The organism is Pseudomonas sp. YQ_5 (assembly GCF_043103305.1).
GTDB lineage: Bacteria > Pseudomonadota > Gammaproteobacteria > Pseudomonadales > Pseudomonadaceae > Aquipseudomonas > Aquipseudomonas putida_Y.
In genome coordinates this window covers 110,906-130,612 of the sequence record NZ_JBICJS010000096.1, presented here as the reverse complement: position 1 = coordinate 130,612, position 19,707 = coordinate 110,906, and the positions used below count along the sequence as shown (strand labels likewise).

Sequence of the window (19,707 nt, the reverse complement as noted above, 5' to 3'; positions counted from 1 at the left end):
GCCCTTATGAGCAGCGCAGAAATCTACGTCGTCAGTGCCGTCCGTTCAGCCATTGGTGGCTTCGGCGGTTCCCTCAAGGACCTGCCACTGGCCGACCTGGCCAGCGCCGTGACCCGCGCCGCCATCGAGCGTTCGGGCCTGGCCGCCGAGCAAGTCGGCCACCTGGTGATGGGCACGGTAATCCCCACCGAACCGCGTGACGCCTATCTGGCACGGGTAGCGGCAATGAACGCCGGCATCCCCAAGGAAACGCCGGCATTCAACGTCAACCGCCTGTGCGGCTCTGGCCTGCAGGCCATTGTCTCTGCGGCCCAGGGCCTGTTGCTGGGCGACACCGACGTGGCCGTCGCGGCCGGCGCCGAATCCATGAGCCGTGGCCCTTACCTGCTGCCACAAGCGCGCTGGGGTGCACGCATGGGTGATCTGCAAGGCATCGACTATACCGTCGGCGTGCTGCAGGACCCGTTCCAGCACTTCCACATGGGCATTACCGCCGAGAACGTTTCGGCCAAGCACGGTATTACCCGCGAAATGCAGGACGAATTGGCCCTGACCAGCCAGCGCCGCGCTGCTCGGGCCATTGCCGAGGGCCGCTTCGCCAGCCAGATCGTTGCGCTGGAGCTGAAAACCCGCAAGGGCAGCGTGCAGTTCAGTGTCGACGAGCATGTGCGTGCTGATGTAACCGCCGAGCAACTGGCCGGTATGAAGCCGGTATTCAAGAAAGACGGTACCGTCACCGCCGGCAACGCCAGCGGTATCAACGATGGCGCCGCCGGCCTGGTGTTGGCCACAGGTGACGCGGTGCGCCGCCTGGGCCTGAAGCCACTGGCACGCCTGGTGGGCTACGCCCACGCCGGGGTGGAGCCTGAGCTGATGGGCCTGGGGCCGATCCCCGCCACCCGCAAAGTGCTGGAAAAAACCGGCCTGAACCTACAAGACCTGGATGTGATCGAGTCCAACGAGGCCTTCGCCGCCCAGGCCTGTGCAGTTGCCCGCGAGCTGGGCTTCGACCCGGAAAAGGTCAACCCCAACGGCTCGGGCATTTCCCTGGGCCACCCGGTGGGTGCCACCGGTGCGATCATCGCCACCAAGGCCATCCATGAGCTGCAGCGCATCCAGGGCCGCTACGCCCTGGCCACGATGTGTATCGGCGGTGGCCAAGGTATCGCCGTCGTGTTCGAGCGCGTCTGAGGGAGGCTGACACATGAGCATTGAACAGATCGCCGTGATCGGCGCTGGCACCATGGGCAACGGCATTGCCCAAGTGTGCGCAATTGCCGGCTACCAGGTGCTGCTGGTGGATGTTTCCGATGCAGCGCTTGAGCGCGGCGTGGCCACCTTGAGCAAGAACCTCGAGCGCCAGGTCAGCAAAGGCACCCTCGACGCCGACAAAGCCGCAGCCGCCAAAGCCCGCATCCGCACCAGCACCGACTACACCCAGCTCAGCGCTGCCCACCTGGTGATCGAGGCGGCTACCGAGAACCTGCAGCTCAAGCAACGCATCCTGCAGCAGGTGGCAGCCAACGTCGCCGCCGACTGCCTGATCGCCACCAACACCTCGTCGCTGTCAGTGACTCAACTGGCCGCGAGCATCGAGCACCCCGAACGCTTCATTGGTGTGCACTTCTTCAACCCGGTACCGATGATGGCGCTGGTGGAGATCATTCGTGGCCTGCAGACCAGCGACAGCACCTACGCCCAGGCCCTGGTGGTGACCGAAAAAGTCGGCAAGACCCCGATCACCGCCGGCAATCGCCCGGGCTTCGTGGTCAACCGCATCCTGGTGCCGATGATCAACGAGGCAATCTTCGTACGCCAGGAAGGCCTGGCCAGTGCAGAGGACATCGACACCGGCATGCGCCTGGGCTGCAACCAGCCGATCGGCCCGCTGGCCCTGGCCGACCTGATTGGGCTGGACACCCTGCTGGCGATCATGGAGGCCTTCCATGACGGCTTCAACGACAGCAAGTACCGCCCTGCTCCACTGCTCAAGGAAATGGTCGCGGCCGGCTGGCTGGGGCGCAAGAGCGGTCGCGGTTTCTTCACCTACTGAGGACCAAGCGCCATGCCCCCGGTCAATGCCGCAATGCGCTGTGCCAACTTTGAGGAGCGACGTGACCGGGCCATGGCATTGTTTGCCGAGAAGGGCTTTGGCCAGGTCAGCATGCGCGAGCTGGCAGCCCATGTGGGGCTGACCGCCGGCTCGCTGTACCATCACTTCCCCAGCAAGCAGGACCTGCTGTACGACTTGATCGAGGAGTTGTACGAAGAGCTGCAAGCCACGCTGGACCAGGCCCGTCGGGCCATGGCCCGTGGGGCATCGGCGTTGAGCTGCCTGATTGCTGCGCACTGGCAGCTGCATGCCGAGCGGCCGCTGCAGTTTCGGCTGGCCGAGCGGGATTTGTGTTGTTTGAGTGAGGCGCAACAGGCGCACCTGGCAGCGTTGCGCAAGCGTTATGAGGCAGGATTGCTGCGCCTGATCGCACCGCAAGCGAAACTGCCGGGGCAAGCGTTGGACGCCACAGCGCATGTACTGGCGACGCTTCTCAACCAACTGCCGGGGTTGCTTAAAGCAATGCCTGAAGAGCAGGGGTTGGAGCTGATGGAAAACTTGCTGGTCGGCGGGATTGAGCGGACGCTGCGATAGCCTGCCATGGCCTCTGCGCGGGCTTGCCCCGCGAAGAGGCCGGATGCCTCAGCGCAACAGCGACTGGATCTGCTCGTGCAAGGTATCCAGGTCAAACGGCTTGGCCAGGATAGGTGCCTTGCGAGTGATCGGGCTGCCAGACTCGAGAATCTCCGCCGGGTAGCCGCTGATGAAGATCACCTTCAGGTCTGGCCGCAACTTCACCGCGGGCTCGGCAATATCCACGCCCGAGATCCCTCCCGGCAAACGGAAGTCCGTCACCATCAGGTCCAGGTGCGGTTTGCTGGCCAGGATGGCAAACGCCTGCTCGCCATCTTCAGCCACCAGGACGTGGTACCCCTCACCCGCCAGGTAATCGCGCAAAATCATGCGAATCGCCGGTTCATCCTCGACGACCAGAACCACATCTTGTGCATCTTCACTCATGTTAACGCCTTGAAATACTTACAGTTGGCCATCAGACCCCAGGCTTACACAGAGGTTGCCCGAGCCTGGTCGTTTTGTTCTTTGAATGTTGCCAGCGGCAATTGCAGGGTGAATGTGGCACCCTTGCCCTCCTCGCTTTCAACCTGTATCCGGCCACCGTGCGCCTGGACGATCTGCTCGGAGATGTACAACCCCAGGCCCAGACCTCCGCTGGCCTGCTGGGCAGCGACCCGCTCGAACTGCTGGAAGATCCGCTGCTGATTGACGGCGCTGATACCGATGCCGTGATCCTGCACCTGCACCCAGGCCATGCCGTCCTGCTCGAACACCCGTACCTGCACCGGATTGCGCTCGCCGTAACGCATTGCATTGGACAACAGGTTGGCCACTACTTGTTCAATCCGGAATTCGTCCCACTCCCCCTTCAGCGCTTCGCAACGCTGCAGTTCGATGTGGGTGTCCAGCGCCATGGCCTGCGCCGTGAAGTTTTCCACCAGCCCACGCACCAGTTGGCCCAGGTCAAACAGTTTGGGCCGCAGCGACAATTTACCGGTACGGATGCGCGAAACATCAAGCATGTCCTCGACCAACCGGATCAGACTGTTGATCTGCCGTTCGTCGCGCTCGACCATGGCCTGCAGCTTGTCGACACTGAACGCGTCCAGGTTGCCCCGTGCCAGGTGCATCTTGCGCAACTGGGTTTCCAGGATCAGGCCATTGAGCGGCGTACGCACCTCGTGGGAGACGATCGACATGAAGTCGTCACGCATGCGCACGGCATGCTCCAGCTCACACCGTGCCACCTGCAGCTGGCTGAGCAGCAGCTCCTGTTCCTGGCGGCTCTGCTCCAAGGCTTCCAACTGCCGGCCAAGCACCTTGCGCTGGCGGAACAGGTCGACGAACACCGAGACCTTGCTTTTCACTGCCAGGGTGTCGAGCGGCTTGTGCAGAAAGTCCACGGCCCCGCTCTCGTAGCCCTTGAAGGCATAATTCATCTCGCGGCCCGCCGCACTGACGAAGACGATCGGGATATGCTTGGTCTTGTCGGTGCCGCGCATCAGCTCGGCCAGTTCGAAACCGTTCATGCCCGGCATCTGCACATCGAGAATGGCCAGTGCAAACTCGTGCTCGAGCAGCAACGACAACGCAGCCTCGGCAGACTGGGCCTGGTGCACCTCACGGTCCTCGCCCTGGATCAGGGCATCGAGCGCCAGCAGGTTTTCCGGCAAGTCGTCGACAATCAGCAGTTTGGCGATGGTGTGGCTTAGCATGCGCTGTATTCCAAGGTCGCGAGCAACTGCCCGATACCGCTCAGAGTAAGGATATGGTCGGGCTGGTGCAGGGCCAGAGCAGCCTCCGGCATCAGGGCAACCTGTGCGTCACGAGGGTCCTGGACAATCGTGCGCCCCCCATTGTTCTTGATGTAGGCAAGGCCCCTGGCGCCGTCTTCGTTGGCCCCGGTGAGCAGCACACCCAGCAAGCCGTCGCCATAGGCATCGGCCGCCGAGATGAACAGGAAGTCAATCGCGGGGCGCGAGAAATGCACCGGTTCTTCCTGGCTCAGCGACAGCGTCAGGTCGCGCTCCACCGACAAGTGGTAACCCGGCCCCGCCACATAGATCTGCCCGCTGCGGATCCTCTCCTTGTCACGTGCCTCGCACACCGGTCGATGCAGCCGCCGCTGCATCACACCAGCCAGCTGGCTGTGGCGATCGTCCGGCAGGTGCAGCACGCAGAGCACCGGTATGGCGAACGCCGATGGCAACGTGCCGAGCACCTGGAACAATGCCGCCACGCCACCCGCCGAGGCGCCGATCACCACTGCACGTACGCCGTTCATGATTTACGGAAGATCCGTTGGGGCTTGACCAGCGGCTCGAAACGTTCGCTGTAGGCCGAAAAGTCCACCGACTCCTTGCTACCCAACACCAGGAAACCCCGGTGGCAGAGCGATTCATGAAACAGGCCCAGCGCCCGATCCTGCAGGTCCTTGTTGAAGTAGATCAGCACATTGCGGCACGACACCAGCTGGGTCTCGGAGAACACGCTGTCGGTGGCCAGGCTGTGGTCGGCGAAGGTCACGTTGTCGCGCAGGCTGCTGTCCATGATGGCGTTGCCATAGGCGGCGGTGTAGTACTCGGCAAAGTCACGACGGCCACCGGCCAGGCGGTAGTTTTCCTCGTATTCGCGCATGCTCTGCATCGAGTAGATGCCCTGCTTGGCCTTGTCCAGCGAATGCGGGTTGATGTCGGTGGCGTAGATGATGGTGCGTTCAAGCAGCCCTTCCTCACGCAACAGGATGGCCATGGAATACACCTCTTCCCCCGTGCTGCAGCCCGCGATCCAGACCTTGATCGAGGGCCAGGTACGCAGCAGCGGCACCACTTCGTTGCGCACGGCAAGGAAGTGGTCAGGGTCACGGAACATCTCGCTGACCGGGATCGTCAGGTACTGCAGCAACTGCATGAACATGCCCGGGTCGTGCAGCACGCGCTCCTGCAACGCAGACACCGTCAGGCAATCGAACTGACGCAGCGCGTGGAGAATCCGGCGCTTGATCGAAGCACCGGAATAATTGCGGAAATCGTAGCTGTACTTGAGGTAGATCGCCTCTATCAGCAGCCGGATCTCGATGTCGGTGTTGCGTTCGCTAGTCAAATTCGCTCCAGTTGCGGCAGCCAGACACGGATCAACGAGAACAGGCGGTCCAGGTCGATCGGCTTGGCCAGGTAATCATTGGCACCGGCTTGCAGGCAACGCTGCTGGTCATCCTTCATGGCCTTGGCGGTCACGGCGATGATGGGCAGTTTGCGCCAGCGCGGTTGCTGACGGATCAGGCGGGTGGCCTCGAAGCCGTCCATCTCCGGCATCATCACGTCCATCAGCACCAGATCGATGTCGTCGTGCTGCTCCAGGCGCTCGATGGCTTCGCGCCCGTTGCGGCCGATTTCGACGATGGCGCCCTTGTGCTCCAGGGCACTGGTCAGGGCGAAGATATTACGCACATCGTCGTCCACCAGCAGCACCTTGCGGCCCTCGAACACCTTGTCGCGGCTGCGCGCGGTCTTGAGCATGCGTTGACGTTCGTTGGACAACTGCGATTCGACCTTGTGCAGGAACAGCGTTACTTCGTCGAGCAGGCGCTCCGGCGAACGTGCGCCCTTGATGATGATCGAGCGTGAATACTTGAGCAGGTCGGCTTCTTCCTCGCGGGTGAGGTTGCGGCCGGTATACACGATCACCGGCGGGAAGGCGCGAATATCCTCGGCTGTCATACGTTTGAGCAGCTCGTTGCCGAGCATGTCTGGCAGCTTGAGGTCGATGATCATGCAGTCGTAGATGTTCTGGCGCAACAGCGCCAGGGCATCCTGGGCCATGGCCACGGCCGTGATCTCGACATCGTCGTCGCCGATCAGCCGGGCGATGCTCTCGCGCTGCAGGTCGTCGTCTTCCACCAGCAGGATGTGCTTGAGCTTTTGCGTAAGCTTGGCTTCCAGGCGAGCGAACACCTCCTTGAGCTCCTCGCGGCTGGTGGGTTTGACCGCATACCCCACCGCCCCCATGTGCATGGCCGCCTCGACGCGGTCTTCCACCGAAATGATATGCACCGGGATATGGCGAGTGCCGGCCTGCTCCTTGAGGCGCTGCAGGACAGTCAGGCCCGAGTGGTCGGGCAGGCGCATGTCCAGCAGGATCGCATCCGGAATGTACTGGGCCGCCAGCTCGAAGCCTTCGTCGGCGCCATGGGCCACCAGGCAGCTATAGCCCAGTTCATGGGCCAGGTCGAAGAGGATGCGGGCAAAGTTGGGCTCGTCTTCGATCACCAGAATGCAACGGGTATCGAAAGGGGCACGCTCGCGGTCGTCGGCAAAGGCCGGTGCCGGGCGCATGACCGCGGCAGCCAGCGGCGCTTGCGGTGCAGGCGGCAACGCATCGACAGCCGGGCGCAGGCTTTGCGGCCCGACGTCTTCGGCCTCGGCGGCATAGCGCTCCGGCAGAATCAGGCTGAACACGCTGCCCTGCCCAGGGCTGCTATCGACATTGATCTGGCCACCGAGCAAATGCGCCAGGTCACGGGAGATCGACAGGCCCAGGCCAGTGCCACCATAGCGGCGATTGCTGGTGCCATCGACCTGGTGGAAGGCGCCGAAGATCGCCTGCTGCTGATCGGCCGCAATGCCGATGCCGGTGTCACGGACTGCGAACACGATACCGCTGCCAGCCTGGAAGCTGACGTTCATGCTGACCTGACCACGCTCGGTGAACTTGATGGCGTTGGACAGCAGGTTCTTGAGGATCTGCTCCAGGCGCTGACGGTCGGTGAACAGCGTGGTCGGTACCTGCGGCTCGACCTTGACCTCGAAGGCCAGCCCCTTGTGACCGGCAAGTGGCTGGAACATGCCGCGCAAGCCTTCGACCAGGCGCTCGACCTGGGTGGACTCGGGCCGTACTTCAAGCTTGCCGGCCTCGACCTTGGCGATATCGAGAATGTCGTTGATAAGGTTAAGCAGATCGTTGCCAGCCGAGTAGATGGATTCGGCGAACTTGACCTGCTCTTCGCTGAGGTTGCCCTCACCGTTCTCAGCCAACAACTTGGCCAGGATCAGCGAGCTGTTGAGCGGCGTTCGCAGCTCATGGGACATGTTGGCGAGGAATTCGGACTTGTACTTGCTTGATCGCTGCAGGTCGTCGGCACGGGCCTGCAGCTCCAGTTGCGCCTGGCTCAGCTCATCGTTCTTGCGGTCCAGCGCTTCGGTGCGTTCTGACAACTGCTCGTTGGTCTGCTCGAGTTCGGCCTGTTGGGTCTCCAGATGAGCCTGCGACTCCTTGAGCACCCGTGACTGCTCTTCGAGCTCTTCGTTGGCAGTCTTGAGTTCTTCCTGCTGCACCTGCAGCTCTTCGTTGAGTTGCTGGGTTTCGGCCAGCACTTCCTGCAGGCGCTGACGATAACGGGCACTCTCGATCGACATGCCCAGGTTGCCGCCGACCCGCTCCAGCAGCTCTTCATCCCGCTCTTGCAAGGGGCGCAGGAAACCCAGCTCGATCACCCCGTTGATCTGCCCGTCTTCGGTCGCCGGCATCAGCAGCGCACTGCGCGGCAAGCCGCTACCCAGGCCGGAACTGAGGCGATAGAAGTCTTCGGGCAGGTCGTCCAGGCGCAGCAAGCGGCCTTCGCGGACCGCCTGGGCCAACAGGCCATGGTGGTCCGGCTCGACTTGCTCGCGGGCCTGCTCTTCGGCTCCCAGGCCATAACAGGCCACGCGCACCAGCCGGCCATGCTCGTCGCGCACGTACACGGCACCCACCACGCTGCCCAGATAAGAGGCAAAAAAGCGCAGGATGTTCTCGCCAAGCATGGGCAAGGTCAGCTGTCCGAGCACCTGCTGCGCCAGCTGGGTCTGGCCGTTGCGCAACCAGGCCTGGTGCTCCAGACGCTGCGCCGAGCGTTGCTGGGCCTGCAGGTTTTCGTCATAGCTGGCCGAAAGTGCCAGCAGGTCACGACGGCCCAGGTAAGCCAGCAATGCGCTGAGGCCGACAATGAACAGCACGAAAGACGAGATCGCCATCACAGTGACGGAACTGACTTTTTCGTTGCGGGCCATGCGCAGTTGTTGTTCGGTACTGATCAGGTCGTCGAATTCCTTGCGGATTTCATCAGTGATGCGCTTGCCCCGGCCGTTGCCGATCAAGGTCTGGTAATCGCCCTGGCTGCGGCGCAGGTTAATCATCTGGTTGCCGAAGTCGTTCCAGGCCTGCTGCAAGGCGATCAGCCGATCAATGCGGTCGACCTGCTGGGGGTTGTCCTCGACCATGCCGCGCAGGCTCTGCAGGCTGCCGAAAATGCGTGGCTTGGCCACCTCGTAGGGGTCAAGGAAGCGCTCGTCGCCTGTGATCAGGAAGCCGCGCATGCCCGTTTCCATGTCGATCGACAGCTTGACCGTATCGTTGGCATTGCCGATCACCCGGTCAGTGTGCTCGACCCACTGCATGGCCGAAAGCAGGTAGTTGATCACCGCGACGAAGGCCACGGCCCCCAGCAGGCCAACCCCCAGGGGAAGGCCGATGTTGCGGCTCAACAGCTTGCGAAAGCTTCGCTGGTCCATCGAGGCTGCTTGAATCATGAGAAAACGCCCGAGCTAGAAAAGTCCATTGAAAAGAGTGGCCGATCAGTCGTTATTGTTATCTGCCACTGCACTGTCCTGATAAGCGAGTCTAACCAGCTTTGACAGGTCTGGCAGGGCATTAAGCCAGTATTTGAAGGTTGCGTTCGGCAATCGTTCCATCTATTTGCATGGAGCGGTATCCTCGGGAACTTCTGATGCCGCGCGGTGCACAGATTAAAGACACTCATTTGTACAGGATTTGAACCATGCACCTTCTGGTAGTCGAAGACGACGACATCGTACGCATGCTGATGGTCGAAGTGCTCGACGAGTTGGGCTACAAGGTCATCGAGGCAGAAGACGCCACAGCCGCCCTGCGTGTACTTGAAGACCCCAGCCAGGCGCTGGCACTGATGATGACCGATGTGGGGCTGCCGGACATGCGAGGTGAGGAGCTGGCGGGAAAAGCGCGCGAACTGCGGCCACTATTACCGGTGCTGTTCGCCAGCGGCTACGCCGACAGCTTCAATGTACCGGAGGGCATGCACCTGATCGGCAAGCCCTTCAGCATCGACAAGTTGCGGGACACGGTGGTGGGTATTCTGGGTAACCCTTGAGCACGGTGTCGCCTGTTTCGCTTGCAGGAGCGGACTTGCCCGCGAAGAGGCCGGCACAGGCGACCCACCTCACAGCGCTCTGCGCAGCAGATAGGTATCCATGATCCACCCCTTGCGCGCCCGCTCTCGCGCACGCACTTCCAATATCTGTGCCTTCACCGCCTGCAACGGCCCGGCAATCAGCACTTCATCCTCCGTCCCCAGGTACGCACCCCAATAGATGTTCAACGCCTGGTCATCGAGCCCGGCAAAGGCGCACTGCCCGTCGAGCATCACCACCACATTGTCGATTGGCCCCTGCCCGGCCAGGCGCCGCCCCGGCAGCACAGTCAGGGGCTCGCCGATGCGGTTGAGCGGTACCTGGTGCCGCGCCGCCAGCGCCTGCACACTGCTGATGCCAGGGATGACCTGCAAACGCAGCGTCACGCCGCGCTCGCGGACCAGGTCGAGGATACGCAGGGTGCTGTCGTACAGGGTGGGCTCGCCCCACAGCAGGAAGGCGCCAATATCATCAGGGGCCATTTCTTCGCCGATTAGCCGGGCATAAAGCGCTGCACGCTGACGGTGCCAATCATGCACAGCCCCCACATAGTCCTCGGCCTGAGCATCACGACGTGGGTCATCCACCTGCACCAAGCGATATCCGCCTTCGGGTCGGTACCGCTCAAGGATAACCTTGCGCAAGCGCACCAGTTCATCCGTTTCCGGGCCCTTGGCAAGGACGAAGAACAGCGTGGCGCGTCGCAGCGCCTCCACCGCCTCGTAGGTAACCTGGCGTGGATCGCCTGGCCCAATGCCTATCAACAGTATGTTGGCATTCATTTATCTACCTTATACCTTGTACATCAGCAACTGGTGGGGCTGATAGTATTTCAAAACAAAGGAAAACCATACGCTCGGGGACCTTGTCTGAAATGCAGGTTCCCGGTAATGCACCTTACAACACACACGATACGCGCTGCCCTGATTGTGGCAGGCCTGTCGACGGCCGCATGCGCTTCGCTTGCTCCACCGAAAGCATTGAACGTATCAAGCCCTCAAGATTCTATTCAACGCTTCGTCATACGCGCGGACACCCAATACCCTCGTGGGCCAAACTCCTCCGACGAACCGCTACTGTCGAAACAGTTAATGACAGAACAAGATAACGCTATCAACAACTGGCGAAATGCCTCAGGCGGTGCCATCCCTGTTTTTCTTAATGGTGACGTGACGGAGTTCGGCCACGGCAGCGAATGGGGTGTGATGTTCCAACACCTGTCGACGGTGCCCGGCACTTACTGGAGTTTGGGAAACCACGATTATCAGAACAATGTTGGCAAGTGCGCCAACAACGGCTGCGCACGAGACTCCATCCAGCACCTTGAGGCCGCGGTGAGAGGATGGCAGGTTGACGCATTCCACATAACAGATGAAGACCGGCCTGACTACAGACGCTGGACCGGAAGCTACGGTTACAGCAAAACCATTGGCAGCATCATGTTCATCCAGCTCAACGACCACTATAACTACACCAACAGTTTTTCCAGCAACAGCAGCCCACTTCACCCCAGAGAGGTCCGTTTCGAAATTACCTCTTCACTCGCCTGGCTTGAGCAGCAGATGGAGGTGGCAAACAAAAATGGCAAATATATTGTCATCAACATGCATCGCTCGCCCGGGGATGCCACATTCGGATCGGCAGCCGACAGGAACCGGTTTTACAACCTGGTCAAACAATACCGGGTCCTGAGTATCTTCCATGGCCACCACCACAACGTCGGAGTCAAGCAACCCATTGGCGACACGCCAGTATATGACGCTGGGGCAAGCTTCCGGCGAGGGTTCCTCACGGCCGAGCTGGACGAGGGGCGAGGCCGTTTGGTTGTCAATGTCGTCACCAACAACGACACCGATAACGCCACGCCGACCACGATTCCCTTGCACCTGCTCCCGCCCGCGCCGACGTTCAAATTCAGTACCCAGCCAGGCGGTAATGCAATCAGCGGACTGCTTATGTACGAAAACAGGCCGCGGGACGTTCGCCTACCGTTCGTGGAAATCTCCCTGAATGGCCAACCCTTTACTCGCCACAACCTGTCCAATAACGCCACACCACTTTATGATCTGCGCCCTGACACTCGGTACGAGTACACCATCAAGATATATCAAAGCGAAGGTCAGGCGCCTGACCGCGAGGACAAAGGAACATTTACAACGCCTGCTCTTGAAAATCCCCCTACTGATTTGTGCGTAGACAACTTCAACGGAATCTCAGGCACCATGACGTTAAAATGGAAGGACCCGAATCCTAACTTCCGAATCCCTTATTACATTCAGGTGGAAGCGACCGAACCCGACAAGCCGTTGTGGGTCGTGCGAAGCGTGGCAGACGACAACCGCAGTACTACACAGACAATCTTCTTCGGCCTCTATGGTCGAGACCCCTTTGCGATGAACTATAACGTCTATTACTGGAGCTCGAGCGAGGGGCACAGCCCCTTGGCACAACTGGCAGGCAAGGATATTTTCAAGTCGGGCTGTCAGTATTAAAAACTGCGCCACATGGCAAAATACCACTGCGCAGGATACAGGCTTGGGCACTTCTTCACACGACGTGGTGTCCTTACCTGCATCCCCGCGCGCCAGCAGTATTGAATGCGTTGCCCTGGGATGTCTAGAACAGCGAGAAATTGTAACTTACAATGACCCGCGTCTCATCCATGTCACGCGCCCACTTTTCATAGTTACTGCGGTAGGTGGAGTTACGCAGGCGTACGCTGACATCCTTGAAAGTGCCACTTTGTACCTGGTACTTGAACTCGGTGTCGCGTTCCCACTCCTTGCCTTCAGCAAGGCTGCCCGGCACCTTGATATTGTCGCCGTTGATGTAACGGGTGAAGAAGGTCAGGCCGGGCACACCCAGCGCCTTGAAGTCGTAGTCGTAGCGTATTTGCCAGGAGCGCTCCTGGGCAGCGGCGAAATCATTGACCTGGGCGTAGTTGACCAGATACGGGTTGCTGCCATCCAGGTACGGCATGGCGCTATTGCCATACATGCGTTGCCAGCCGGCGCTGATCTTGTGGCCACCGACGTTGTAGCCAAACATGCCGCTGAAGGCGCGATGGTCGATTTCGCCCGCACGGGCATTGCCGATGTCATCACTTTTGATCAGCCGTAAGTCAGCCGACAGGCTGCCCACCGCCAGCGGTTGACTGGCCACCAGCCCGAGAAAGTGCTGGCGATAGATGTTCTCCAGCCTGGCCACCTGGTACTGAGCGCTGAAACGCTCGTTGAAGCGATAGTCGACACCGGCCAGGTCGAAGTGGTCGGCTTCGGTACCGCAAGCATAACGCTTGTTCTTGCAATGCACGCGGATGTCCTGGCGGTCGGTGGAATCCCGAGCCGTGTATTTGTCCAGGCGAGCCAGGGTGAACTTCAGGTCGTGCAGTTCTTCGGAGGTGAGCATGGCACCCTGGAACAGGGTCGGGAGCAGACGGCCATCGTTGTACTTGAGCAACGGCACATCCGGCATCATTGAGCCGTACTTCAGCACAGTACTGGAGACCTTGACCTTGGCCGCCAGGCCCATCTTCGCATACTGGTCGGCCGAGTGCCGGGGATCGTGACCGGACGAGGGCAGTAACCCACTGTTACTGTCGGCCGGGCTGGAATCCAGTTTGAAGCCGAACATGCCCAGCGCATCCACACCGAAACCTACCGGGCCTTGCGTATAACCCGATTGCACATTGAGGATGAAGCCTTGTGCCCACTCTTCGCGCTTGGATGCGCCCTGGCTGGAACTGCTGTAACCGTCCCGGAAGTCCCGGTTGAAATAGACATTGCGTGCTTCGACCCTGGCACTGCTGTCTTCAAGAAACCCGGCAGCCTGGGCGTTGACACCGGCACACAATAGAAACAGGCCGGTAACACGGCGCCCGGGAGCGAGGGGGAAAGGGGAAAACATGCGAGGAAACATCCAGAATGAAGACGAGTTAACAACCTGTGGCACGGGCTGGCCACGGCACTGCGGGAGGTCCGAACATGAGTCGGCCATCATCTGAAATGATCGCGTAAAGGCTCTGGTGCGGGCCATTGGACCATGGTCTAGGCATCCGGTCGCGCAACCGCAGAAAAACTGCCAAATATCGCCCGCAAAACTGGGAAAGTTCCCGGATTACTTACAAAAAGTTAGCAGTTTACCCAGTAGCCATGAATGACTACACTCGATATCAGCGAACAGTGGAACCCACCTGCGTGGCCGGCGTTTTTACTCTTCTTCAATGTTCGTCACGCCCTGCCACGACTGACGTACAGGAGTGATTACAGTGTCCAGACTTGCAGAGTTTCGTGCTGCCGAAAAAGCGCTCCAGGAACAGATGGCGCAACTGGAAGCGTTGAAAAAGGATGCCGGCCTCAAACGCGAAATCGAATTCGAGCAGAAACTAGTCGGCCTGATGAAAAGCTATGACAAGAGCCTGCGCGATATCATCGCCATCCTCGACCCGAAAGCTGTGGCCCGCACTTCCAGCACACCGCCCAAGCAACAACGCCGCCCGCGGGTGGTCAAGGTCTATCAGAACCCGCACACTGGCGAGCGAATCGAGACCAAAGGCGGCAACCACCGCGGCCTCAAAGCCTGGAAAGAACAGTATGGGGCCGCCACGGTAGAAAGCTGGGTACGCTGATGAAATGTGCACACAGGCTTCACACTTTTTTCACAAGGACTGGCTCAGTATCGAAACAGCTAAAGGATTAGCGACCCCATCACGCGCCCGCACATGCGGGCCTCTAATTTCAGCGCCCTGCCTTTGCAGGGCGCTTTCATTTGCGCAATCGTCGCACTGCCGTATCATGGCCAGCCTGTCTGTTTTGCCGGCGCCTTGCGCCCGGCCCCGTCTCAGGAGTTCCCATGAGCCTGCACGATCTGCAAACCCTGCCTGGCGTCACCGCACAACCTGACGCCGCCACCGCCCAGTTCGTCTTCAACCACACCATGCTGCGGGTCAAGGACATCGAGAAGTCGCTGGACTTCTACACCCGCGTGCTGGGCTTCCGCCTGGTGGACAAGCGTGACTTCCCTGAAGCCGCTTTCAGCCTGTACTTCCTGGCCCTGGTCGACCCGGCACAGATCCCCGCTGATGACAACGCCCGCCACCAGTGGATGAAGTCGATCCCCGGCGTGCTGGAGCTGACCCACAACCATGGCACCGAAAACGATGCCGAGTTCGCCTACCACAATGGCAACACCGATCCGCGCGGCTTTGGCCATATCTGCATTTCGGTACCCGACGTACGTGCCGCTTGCGCGCGCTTCGAGGAACTGGAAGTACCGTTCCAGAAACGCCTGCAAGACGGGCGCATGAACCACCTGGCCTTCGTCAAGGACCCGGACGGTTACTGGGTCGAAGTGATCCAGCCAACCGAGCTCAAAGGCTGAGCGTTCGTCGCGGCGCGCTCGTCGGGCCGGGAACTCCCGGCCTCTTGCTGTGGTATATGAAGGTAACTGCTTCACATGCCACAGCGAGGTAAGGACGATGCAATCTCTTCACTGTGAATACCGCGAGCACACCATCACCGCCAGCGTGATGCCCCACCCTGACTCACCCCTGCCCTATGCCGCCGGCTGCCTGATCACGGCCCCTGACGGGCACACCAGCAAGCGCATGTCGATGCCGATGCAGTTCTTCTCCGACCTTGAGAATGCGCAGCATGTGTCACTGGCCCACGGCCGTGCACTGGTCGACAAGCAGCTCGATGGCGGGAACAAGGTGTTCTGACCCTGGTTTCGCCAGCCCCCTTCGCAGTTGAAACCGTGAAGGGGGCTGGGGCAACTAGATAGCGCGCGCGTACGCCACAGTCGCATCCACCTGCTCCTGCGATGGCCTTACCCCGGTGTACAACACGAACTGTTCCAGCGCCTGCAACGCTATGACCTCCAGCCCAGTGATCACCGGCTTGCCCAACGCCTGAGCCCGACGAATCAGCGGCGTCTGCGCCGGCATCGCCACCACATCGAACACCCGCTCCGCCGCCGCGATGGCGTGCTCGGGAAACGCCAGCTCATCTGCCTCCTGCCCGCCTGCCATACCGATCGGCGTCACGTTTACCAGCATCGGCGGGCAGATATCGCCAGGCTCAGGCATCCAGCGATAACCACAGACATCCGCCAACTGACGCCCGGCCTGCTCGTTGCGTGCAACGATAATGCCTTCGGCAAAGCCGGCATCGCGCAAGGCGCTGGCCACGGCCTTGGCCATGCCCCCGCTGCCTCGCAGGGCAAACGCAGTGCCCGGATCGACCTGGTGCTGCACCAGCAATTGGCGCACGGCCAGGTAATCGGTGTTGTAAGCCTTCAGGCGGCCATTGCAGTTGACAAGGGTATTGACCGACTCAATGGCCGCCGCCGAGGGATCGATTTCATCGACCAAAGCCATGCAGGCTTCCTTGTAGGGCATCGACACCCCACAGCCGCGAATACCCAAAGCGCGGATCCCTGCCACCGCCGCCGGCAGGTCATCGGTGCGCATGGCCTTGTAGTAGAAGTCCAGGCCCAGCTGCTGGTACAGGTGGTTGTGAAAGCGCACACCGAAGGTCCCCGGGCGACCGGCCAGAGAGATGCAAAGCACGGTGTCCCGGCTTGGAGTTGTCGGCATAACAGGCTCCTTAGTCATGACTGAAACGTTTATCCAGCGTAACAGAGTCAGCCACTGGTCGCCCCTGACACAACCTTTACCGCTTCACTGTGCTCGGTTGACAAACAACGGAGTCAAAGTAACAAGGCCGGACGTGGTAACGGTTGATAGAACCAATGATCACTATCGAGGAAGTTAATTTCAAACAGCCCCGGCTGCTGCGTATGGTGAAGCCATGTTTCACAGGAGGTCCCCATGGCCACTATCCAGATCATGTCCGTTGTCGGTAGCGCCGTTCCCGCCTCACTGCGTGAGCAGGGCCTGCTGGCGTGCTGGTACCTGGTTCGCAACGGTGAAGCCGTCAGCGGCCCGATGCCGACGCTCGCCTCAGCCCGGGCACTGGCCGAACAGTTGCAGCCAGGCACCTTGGCTGCCTGACCCGAATTTGTTGTGCGTTGCTCCCTAAGCCCTGTTGCCCGCCAAACTGGCGGGCTTTTTTTGTTCTTCACGGATTGCCGGGGTTGCCACCTCGTGTTCGGCCGCTACTGCCCAGCTGACTGGTCAGCACCATGACCTTGCCCTGTAGCCGGCCCACGGTCATCACCAGCTCGTTTCGTTCCTTGGTCAGCAGATCAGCTTTTGCCTGCGCCTCTCTTCGGGCGTCCCGTTCGATATCCAGGAGTTCTGTCAGACGACGGATGACTGCAATCTCGGCATTGTCCATCGCACGGTCGACTGCATCGCGGGACAACCACTTGCGCAGCCAAAGAAACGCACCTAGCAGTACAGTCCCCGTACCGCCCAACCAAGTGACGGTGCCCGGGCCGAGGTCGGTCGGATCCATGTGAACCTCATTACAGATGATGGTGTGATCAGCCCTGGAGAAAAATGTCTCGATAGCTTTCCTTGTTCGTGCGTTTAATTTAGCCTACAGCTAACATTACTACAAGGGCAGATTTAGCCGTGCGCACATTTAGCAGCAAGCTAAACACTGGCATGCTTCACCCCATGGACATTTACCAAATTCGCAAGCACAACCTGGTGAAACTGATCGGCAGCCAGAGAAAGGGCACCTGCGCAGAGCGCTGGGGGATGGCGCCTGCACACCTGAGCCAGATTCTTTCCGACAAAACCGTGAAAAACCTGGGCGATGACGTGGCCCGCCGCATCGAGGGCATCGAAGGCTTGCCACGGGGCTGGTTCGACGCACTGTCACCAGGCGAACACGTGCAAGCGGCAGTCGAGTCAGGTGATAACAGGCTCTCCGCAGCCGACCTGGTCAAGCAGATGCTTGCCCGAAGCGGCAAAGGCATTTCTGAAGAAACCCGGCAAAGGCTGCTCGCAGCTGCGCAAGAGCCTGCAGATGCCACGCTGCTGAAAGCCGAGCCGCTTCGCCCTGGCCTGGTCGGTGACGAAGTGTGGATTGCCCACTATGACGTGCGGGCTGCCATGGGCGGCGGTCAGATCCCCCACGACTACCCCGAGATGTTCAAGGACGTTCGCGTCAGCCCCAGCCACCTGCGCGAGCTGGGCGTGGAGTTCAGCGAGCACTATCACCTGAAGATGGTGACCGGCTGGGGTCAGTCGATGGAGCCGACCATCAGGCACCGCGACCCGCTGATCGTCGATGTCAGCATCCGCGAGTTCGTCGGCGATGGCATCTACTTCTTTTCCTGGGGCGACCACATATACATCAAGCGGTTACAGATCGCGGACGAGGACCACTTCGAAATGATCTCCGACAACTCGCGGCACAAAGACCGCATGATTCGTCGGGAAGAGACCTACATACAGGCCAGGGTCCTCCTGGTTTGGAATGCCCACCTGGTGTAAACCGAAGCCCGCCCTGACCGGCGGGCTTTTGCTGAAGCTCAGAAAGGTGCCGCCTCCTCGACCTGCACCTCGCAGTCGCGCTCGACGACAAAATCATCACGCTCTTCCACGCTAGAGCGCGCCCATCGCACTGTCACGCTAGCGTCATCATTAAACGTCAGCTGCAACTCGGGCGTTTCCCGCAACTGGCCCATTACCTCCTCCCATTCCGCTTCACCGTCGTTATCCAGACGGTGCACCACTACCCAACGCTGCGTCTGCGCGAGCGGGTGGTTGATCATTGACGATACCCGCAGGCTAAGCCGCTCTATTCCAGTCATTTCCTGGCGCTGTTGGGGTTCCGACTGCATGTGCCTAGACATATTCTTATCCTGATAGCTGTATATTCGTACAGTGCTTAGCGAAAGCTTATCTCACCGCCAAATACAGCGTAAAGCCCCCCACCGCGAAAAATTTCGCCAATAGGTAACATCCCCCAAAGCGAAATTAATTTAGCCGAAAGCTATTGATTTGATTTTAGCCGTGGGCTAACTTTGTGTTCAGCCGCCATTTGCACGGCTGCTCCACCACTCAAACCCTTTCGCCAGGAGTTCCCCATGGCCGTAGATATCAGCAACCTCACCATTGCCACACCGGTAGCCGTCTCCTCAACCAATCCCGTTGCTCTGGAGCTAAACGGTGCTAAAGCGATTGCCCGCTTTCCCAGCATCGTGACGGTGCTCAGCGATGGCTCGATCCAGTTCTCAGCCCCCACCAAAGGTGCTTCGAGCAAAAGCACCCACAGGACACGCTGCGAATGGACAGAAACGCATGACTGGACGCTGGCCAGCGCCCAGAATCACTGGAATCGCCAGACCATGACGCTGACCAAGGTCAACTCCGCGCAGAAGGTGGTCATTGCCCAGATGCACGTACGCGGGGATGACGGCCCGCCGGTAAAGGTGTTCTGGAACAAGGGCAACATCACCCTGGGGTTTCGGCGAACCTTCAACCAGACCGACCCGGTGAATTCCACAGTCCTGAAGGGGGTGCCACTGGGTGCGACGTTCCACATCAGCCTTCACACCACGTCTGAAGGCGTGGTAACCGTGACGGCCGAATGCAACGGGGTAACCGCCTCGTCGGGCAATTTGCAGCTCGACAGCACCTGGGCTTCACACCTGTTCGAGTTCCACGGCGGGGTCTACAACCAGATCGATTACACCGACGCAACACCCGTCGAGGACGGCTCAATCTGCATCATCAGCGAGCTCTCGCTCATCCACCGCTGAACGTCGATGCCCGGCCCTGCTATCACAAGCGCCTCATGGCGTCGCATGAATGCAAAAACCAGCGCGGGGCTGGGCTTCAATCAGTTGGGCTGAACAGTACTTCTGCCAGCCTTTACACACTGTACTGGCAGTTACTCCAGTGGGCGCTTGTGACAACTATAGCGCTCGGCGTTGGATGCCCGCGATGGGTCCGGC

The 19,707-nt window shown here is 60.2% G+C and carries 21 protein-coding genes; 11 read left to right on the top strand and 10 right to left on the bottom strand.

Annotated elements, in window-relative coordinates; all coding sequences use genetic code 11:
* Positions 1 to 6 precede the first annotated feature (6 nt).
* From ACF8EA_RS22380 to ACF8EA_RS22370, 3 genes are read left to right on the top strand one after another with little or no spacing between them, the layout of a single operon-like run.
* Positions 7 to 1,191 (top strand): acetyl-CoA C-acyltransferase family protein, encoded by a 1,185-nt coding sequence (locus tag ACF8EA_RS22380; RefSeq protein ID WP_003256172.1) that lies wholly within the window; start codon positions 7 to 9, stop codon positions 1,189 to 1,191.
* Positions 1,192 to 1,204: 13 nt separating this feature from the next.
* Positions 1,205 to 2,053: a 3-hydroxybutyryl-CoA dehydrogenase gene (locus tag ACF8EA_RS22375; RefSeq protein ID WP_392523254.1), complete on the top strand. Its 849-nt coding sequence runs from the start codon at positions 1,205 to 1,207 to the stop codon at positions 2,051 to 2,053.
* 12 nt (positions 2,054 to 2,065) lie between these two features.
* The gene (locus tag ACF8EA_RS22370; RefSeq protein ID WP_021782089.1) at positions 2,066 to 2,647 is read left to right on the top strand and encodes a TetR/AcrR family transcriptional regulator; all 582 of its coding nucleotides are present in this window, start codon (positions 2,066 to 2,068) and stop codon (positions 2,645 to 2,647) included.
* Between the two features lie 48 nt (positions 2,648 to 2,695).
* Here ACF8EA_RS22370 and ACF8EA_RS22365 read toward each other — a convergent pair whose 3' ends face one another.
* Genes ACF8EA_RS22365 through ACF8EA_RS22345 form a run of 5 tightly spaced genes read right to left on the bottom strand, consistent with a single transcriptional unit; the run spans position 2,696 to position 9,195 of the window.
* The gene (locus ACF8EA_RS22365) at positions 2,696 to 3,073 is read right to left on the bottom strand and encodes a response regulator (RefSeq protein ID WP_003256176.1); all 378 of its coding nucleotides are present in this window, start codon (positions 3,071 to 3,073) and stop codon (positions 2,696 to 2,698) included.
* Between the two features lie 44 nt (positions 3,074 to 3,117).
* A complete protein-coding gene (locus tag ACF8EA_RS22360) occupies positions 3,118 to 4,344 on the bottom strand; it encodes a hybrid sensor histidine kinase/response regulator (protein ID WP_021782090.1) in 1,227 nt (408 codons plus the stop codon).
* Positions 4,338 to 4,913, bottom strand: coding sequence for a chemotaxis protein CheB (locus ACF8EA_RS22355; protein ID WP_103444227.1), 576 nt, complete (start codon positions 4,911 to 4,913; stop codon positions 4,338 to 4,340). Before ACF8EA_RS22355 ends, ACF8EA_RS22360 begins: the two co-directional genes overlap by 7 nt.
* Positions 4,910 to 5,731 carry a protein-glutamate O-methyltransferase CheR gene (locus tag ACF8EA_RS22350; protein WP_021782092.1) on the bottom strand — a complete coding sequence of 274 codons (822 nt, stop codon included), beginning with the start codon at positions 5,729 to 5,731 and terminating at the stop codon, positions 4,910 to 4,912. The genes ACF8EA_RS22355 and ACF8EA_RS22350 overlap by 4 nt, the downstream gene beginning before the upstream one ends.
* On the bottom strand, positions 5,728 to 9,195 hold the full coding sequence (locus ACF8EA_RS22345) for a response regulator (protein ID WP_392523252.1): 3,468 nt from the start codon (positions 9,193 to 9,195) through the stop codon (positions 5,728 to 5,730). The genes ACF8EA_RS22350 and ACF8EA_RS22345 overlap by 4 nt, the downstream gene beginning before the upstream one ends.
* A 248-nt stretch (positions 9,196 to 9,443) precedes the next feature.
* Here ACF8EA_RS22345 and ACF8EA_RS22340 point away from each other — a divergent pair, with 248 nt between their 5' ends.
* Entirely contained in the window at positions 9,444 to 9,794 is a 351-nt protein-coding gene (locus ACF8EA_RS22340; RefSeq protein ID WP_021782094.1) for a response regulator, read from the top strand.
* 69 nt (positions 9,795 to 9,863) lie between these two features.
* Here ACF8EA_RS22340 and cobF read toward each other — a convergent pair whose 3' ends face one another.
* A complete protein-coding gene (cobF, locus tag ACF8EA_RS22335) occupies positions 9,864 to 10,616 on the bottom strand; it encodes a precorrin-6A synthase (deacetylating) (RefSeq protein WP_392523251.1) in 753 nt (250 codons plus the stop codon).
* 309 nt (positions 10,617 to 10,925) lie between these two features.
* Here cobF and ACF8EA_RS22330 point away from each other — a divergent pair, with 309 nt between their 5' ends.
* A complete protein-coding gene (locus ACF8EA_RS22330; RefSeq protein WP_392523250.1) occupies positions 10,926 to 12,326 on the top strand; it encodes a metallophosphoesterase in 1,401 nt (466 codons plus the stop codon).
* A gap of 124 nt (positions 12,327 to 12,450) precedes the next feature.
* Here ACF8EA_RS22330 and ACF8EA_RS22325 read toward each other — a convergent pair whose 3' ends face one another.
* Positions 12,451 to 13,740 (bottom strand): OprD family porin, encoded by a 1,290-nt coding sequence (locus ACF8EA_RS22325; RefSeq protein ID WP_392523248.1) that lies wholly within the window; start codon positions 13,738 to 13,740, stop codon positions 12,451 to 12,453.
* 361 nt (positions 13,741 to 14,101) lie between these two features.
* On the opposite strand from ACF8EA_RS22325, the gene ACF8EA_RS22320 reads away from it, so the two are divergent.
* The 3 genes from ACF8EA_RS22320 (at position 14,102) to ACF8EA_RS22310 (ending at position 15,553) form a co-directional block, all read left to right on the top strand.
* The gene (locus ACF8EA_RS22320) at positions 14,102 to 14,461 is read left to right on the top strand and encodes a histone-like nucleoid-structuring protein, MvaT/MvaU family (RefSeq protein WP_021782098.1); all 360 of its coding nucleotides are present in this window, start codon (positions 14,102 to 14,104) and stop codon (positions 14,459 to 14,461) included.
* A gap of 224 nt (positions 14,462 to 14,685) precedes the next feature.
* Entirely contained in the window at positions 14,686 to 15,213 is a 528-nt protein-coding gene (gene gloA / locus ACF8EA_RS22315) for a lactoylglutathione lyase (RefSeq protein ID WP_021782099.1), read from the top strand.
* Between the two features lie 97 nt (positions 15,214 to 15,310).
* Complete coding sequence (locus ACF8EA_RS22310) at positions 15,311 to 15,553, top strand: hypothetical protein (RefSeq protein WP_021782100.1); 243 nt, start codon at positions 15,311 to 15,313, stop codon at positions 15,551 to 15,553.
* A 54-nt stretch (positions 15,554 to 15,607) separates the two neighbouring features.
* Here ACF8EA_RS22310 and ACF8EA_RS22305 read toward each other — a convergent pair whose 3' ends face one another.
* A complete protein-coding gene (locus ACF8EA_RS22305) occupies positions 15,608 to 16,429 on the bottom strand; it encodes a shikimate 5-dehydrogenase (protein ID WP_392523246.1) in 822 nt (273 codons plus the stop codon).
* A 234-nt stretch (positions 16,430 to 16,663) separates the two neighbouring features.
* Between ACF8EA_RS22305 and ACF8EA_RS22300 the strand changes: the two genes are divergently transcribed.
* Positions 16,664 to 16,846 (top strand): hypothetical protein, encoded by a 183-nt coding sequence (locus ACF8EA_RS22300; RefSeq protein WP_021782102.1) that lies wholly within the window; start codon positions 16,664 to 16,666, stop codon positions 16,844 to 16,846.
* Between the two features lie 67 nt (positions 16,847 to 16,913).
* Here ACF8EA_RS22300 and ACF8EA_RS22295 read toward each other — a convergent pair whose 3' ends face one another.
* A complete protein-coding gene (locus ACF8EA_RS22295; RefSeq protein ID WP_021782103.1) occupies positions 16,914 to 17,252 on the bottom strand; it encodes a hypothetical protein in 339 nt (112 codons plus the stop codon).
* 164 nt (positions 17,253 to 17,416) lie between these two features.
* On the opposite strand from ACF8EA_RS22295, the gene ACF8EA_RS22290 reads away from it, so the two are divergent.
* Positions 17,417 to 18,241: a S24 family peptidase gene (locus ACF8EA_RS22290; protein ID WP_021782104.1), complete on the top strand. Its 825-nt coding sequence runs from the start codon at positions 17,417 to 17,419 to the stop codon at positions 18,239 to 18,241.
* A 38-nt stretch (positions 18,242 to 18,279) separates the two neighbouring features.
* On the opposite strand, the gene ACF8EA_RS22285 is transcribed toward ACF8EA_RS22290, so the two are convergent.
* Positions 18,280 to 18,603, bottom strand: coding sequence for a DUF1654 domain-containing protein (locus tag ACF8EA_RS22285; RefSeq protein ID WP_021782105.1), 324 nt, complete (start codon positions 18,601 to 18,603; stop codon positions 18,280 to 18,282).
* 234 nt (positions 18,604 to 18,837) lie between these two features.
* Between ACF8EA_RS22285 and ACF8EA_RS22280 the strand changes: the two genes are divergently transcribed.
* Positions 18,838 to 19,512 (top strand): polysaccharide lyase family 7 protein, encoded by a 675-nt coding sequence (locus ACF8EA_RS22280; RefSeq protein ID WP_392523245.1) that lies wholly within the window; start codon positions 18,838 to 18,840, stop codon positions 19,510 to 19,512.
* Positions 19,513 to 19,707 lie beyond the last annotated feature (195 nt).

What these genes read in the sequence shown, in the direction of transcription:
- ACF8EA_RS22380 (WP_003256172.1), top strand. Translation starts at nt 7, where the DNA reads ATGAGCAGCGCAGAAATCTACGTCGTCAGTGCCGTCCGTTCAGCCATT.
- ACF8EA_RS22375 (WP_392523254.1), top strand. Translation starts at nt 1,205, where the DNA reads ATGAGCATTGAACAGATCGCCGTGATCGGCGCTGGCACCATGGGCAAC.
- ACF8EA_RS22370 (WP_021782089.1), top strand. Translation starts at nt 2,066, where the DNA reads ATGCCCCCGGTCAATGCCGCAATGCGCTGTGCCAACTTTGAGGAGCGA.
- ACF8EA_RS22365 (WP_003256176.1), bottom strand. Translation starts at nt 3,073, where the DNA reads ATGAGTGAAGATGCACAAGATGTGGTTCTGGTCGTCGAGGATGAACCG.
- ACF8EA_RS22360 (WP_021782090.1), bottom strand. Translation starts at nt 4,344, where the DNA reads ATGCTAAGCCACACCATCGCCAAACTGCTGATTGTCGACGACTTGCCG.
- ACF8EA_RS22355 (WP_103444227.1), bottom strand. Translation starts at nt 4,913, where the DNA reads ATGAACGGCGTACGTGCAGTGGTGATCGGCGCCTCGGCGGGTGGCGTG.
- ACF8EA_RS22345 (WP_392523252.1), bottom strand. Translation starts at nt 9,195, where the DNA reads ATGATTCAAGCAGCCTCGATGGACCAGCGAAGCTTTCGCAAGCTGTTG.
- ACF8EA_RS22340 (WP_021782094.1), top strand. Translation starts at nt 9,444, where the DNA reads ATGCACCTTCTGGTAGTCGAAGACGACGACATCGTACGCATGCTGATG.
- cobF (WP_392523251.1), bottom strand. Translation starts at nt 10,616, where the DNA reads ATGAATGCCAACATACTGTTGATAGGCATTGGGCCAGGCGATCCACGC.
- ACF8EA_RS22330 (WP_392523250.1), top strand. Translation starts at nt 10,926, where the DNA reads ATGACAGAACAAGATAACGCTATCAACAACTGGCGAAATGCCTCAGGC.
- ACF8EA_RS22325 (WP_392523248.1), bottom strand. Translation starts at nt 13,740, where the DNA reads ATGTTTTCCCCTTTCCCCCTCGCTCCCGGGCGCCGTGTTACCGGCCTG.
- gloA (WP_021782099.1), top strand. Translation starts at nt 14,686, where the DNA reads ATGAGCCTGCACGATCTGCAAACCCTGCCTGGCGTCACCGCACAACCT.
- ACF8EA_RS22310 (WP_021782100.1), top strand. Translation starts at nt 15,311, where the DNA reads ATGCAATCTCTTCACTGTGAATACCGCGAGCACACCATCACCGCCAGC.
- ACF8EA_RS22305 (WP_392523246.1), bottom strand. Translation starts at nt 16,429, where the DNA reads ATGCCGACAACTCCAAGCCGGGACACCGTGCTTTGCATCTCTCTGGCC.
- ACF8EA_RS22300 (WP_021782102.1), top strand. Translation starts at nt 16,664, where the DNA reads ATGGCCACTATCCAGATCATGTCCGTTGTCGGTAGCGCCGTTCCCGCC.
- ACF8EA_RS22295 (WP_021782103.1), bottom strand. Translation starts at nt 17,252, where the DNA reads ATGGATCCGACCGACCTCGGCCCGGGCACCGTCACTTGGTTGGGCGGT.
- ACF8EA_RS22290 (WP_021782104.1), top strand. Translation starts at nt 17,417, where the DNA reads ATGGACATTTACCAAATTCGCAAGCACAACCTGGTGAAACTGATCGGC.
- ACF8EA_RS22285 (WP_021782105.1), bottom strand. Translation starts at nt 18,603, where the DNA reads ATGTCTAGGCACATGCAGTCGGAACCCCAACAGCGCCAGGAAATGACT.
- ACF8EA_RS22280 (WP_392523245.1), top strand. Translation starts at nt 18,838, where the DNA reads ATGGCCGTAGATATCAGCAACCTCACCATTGCCACACCGGTAGCCGTC.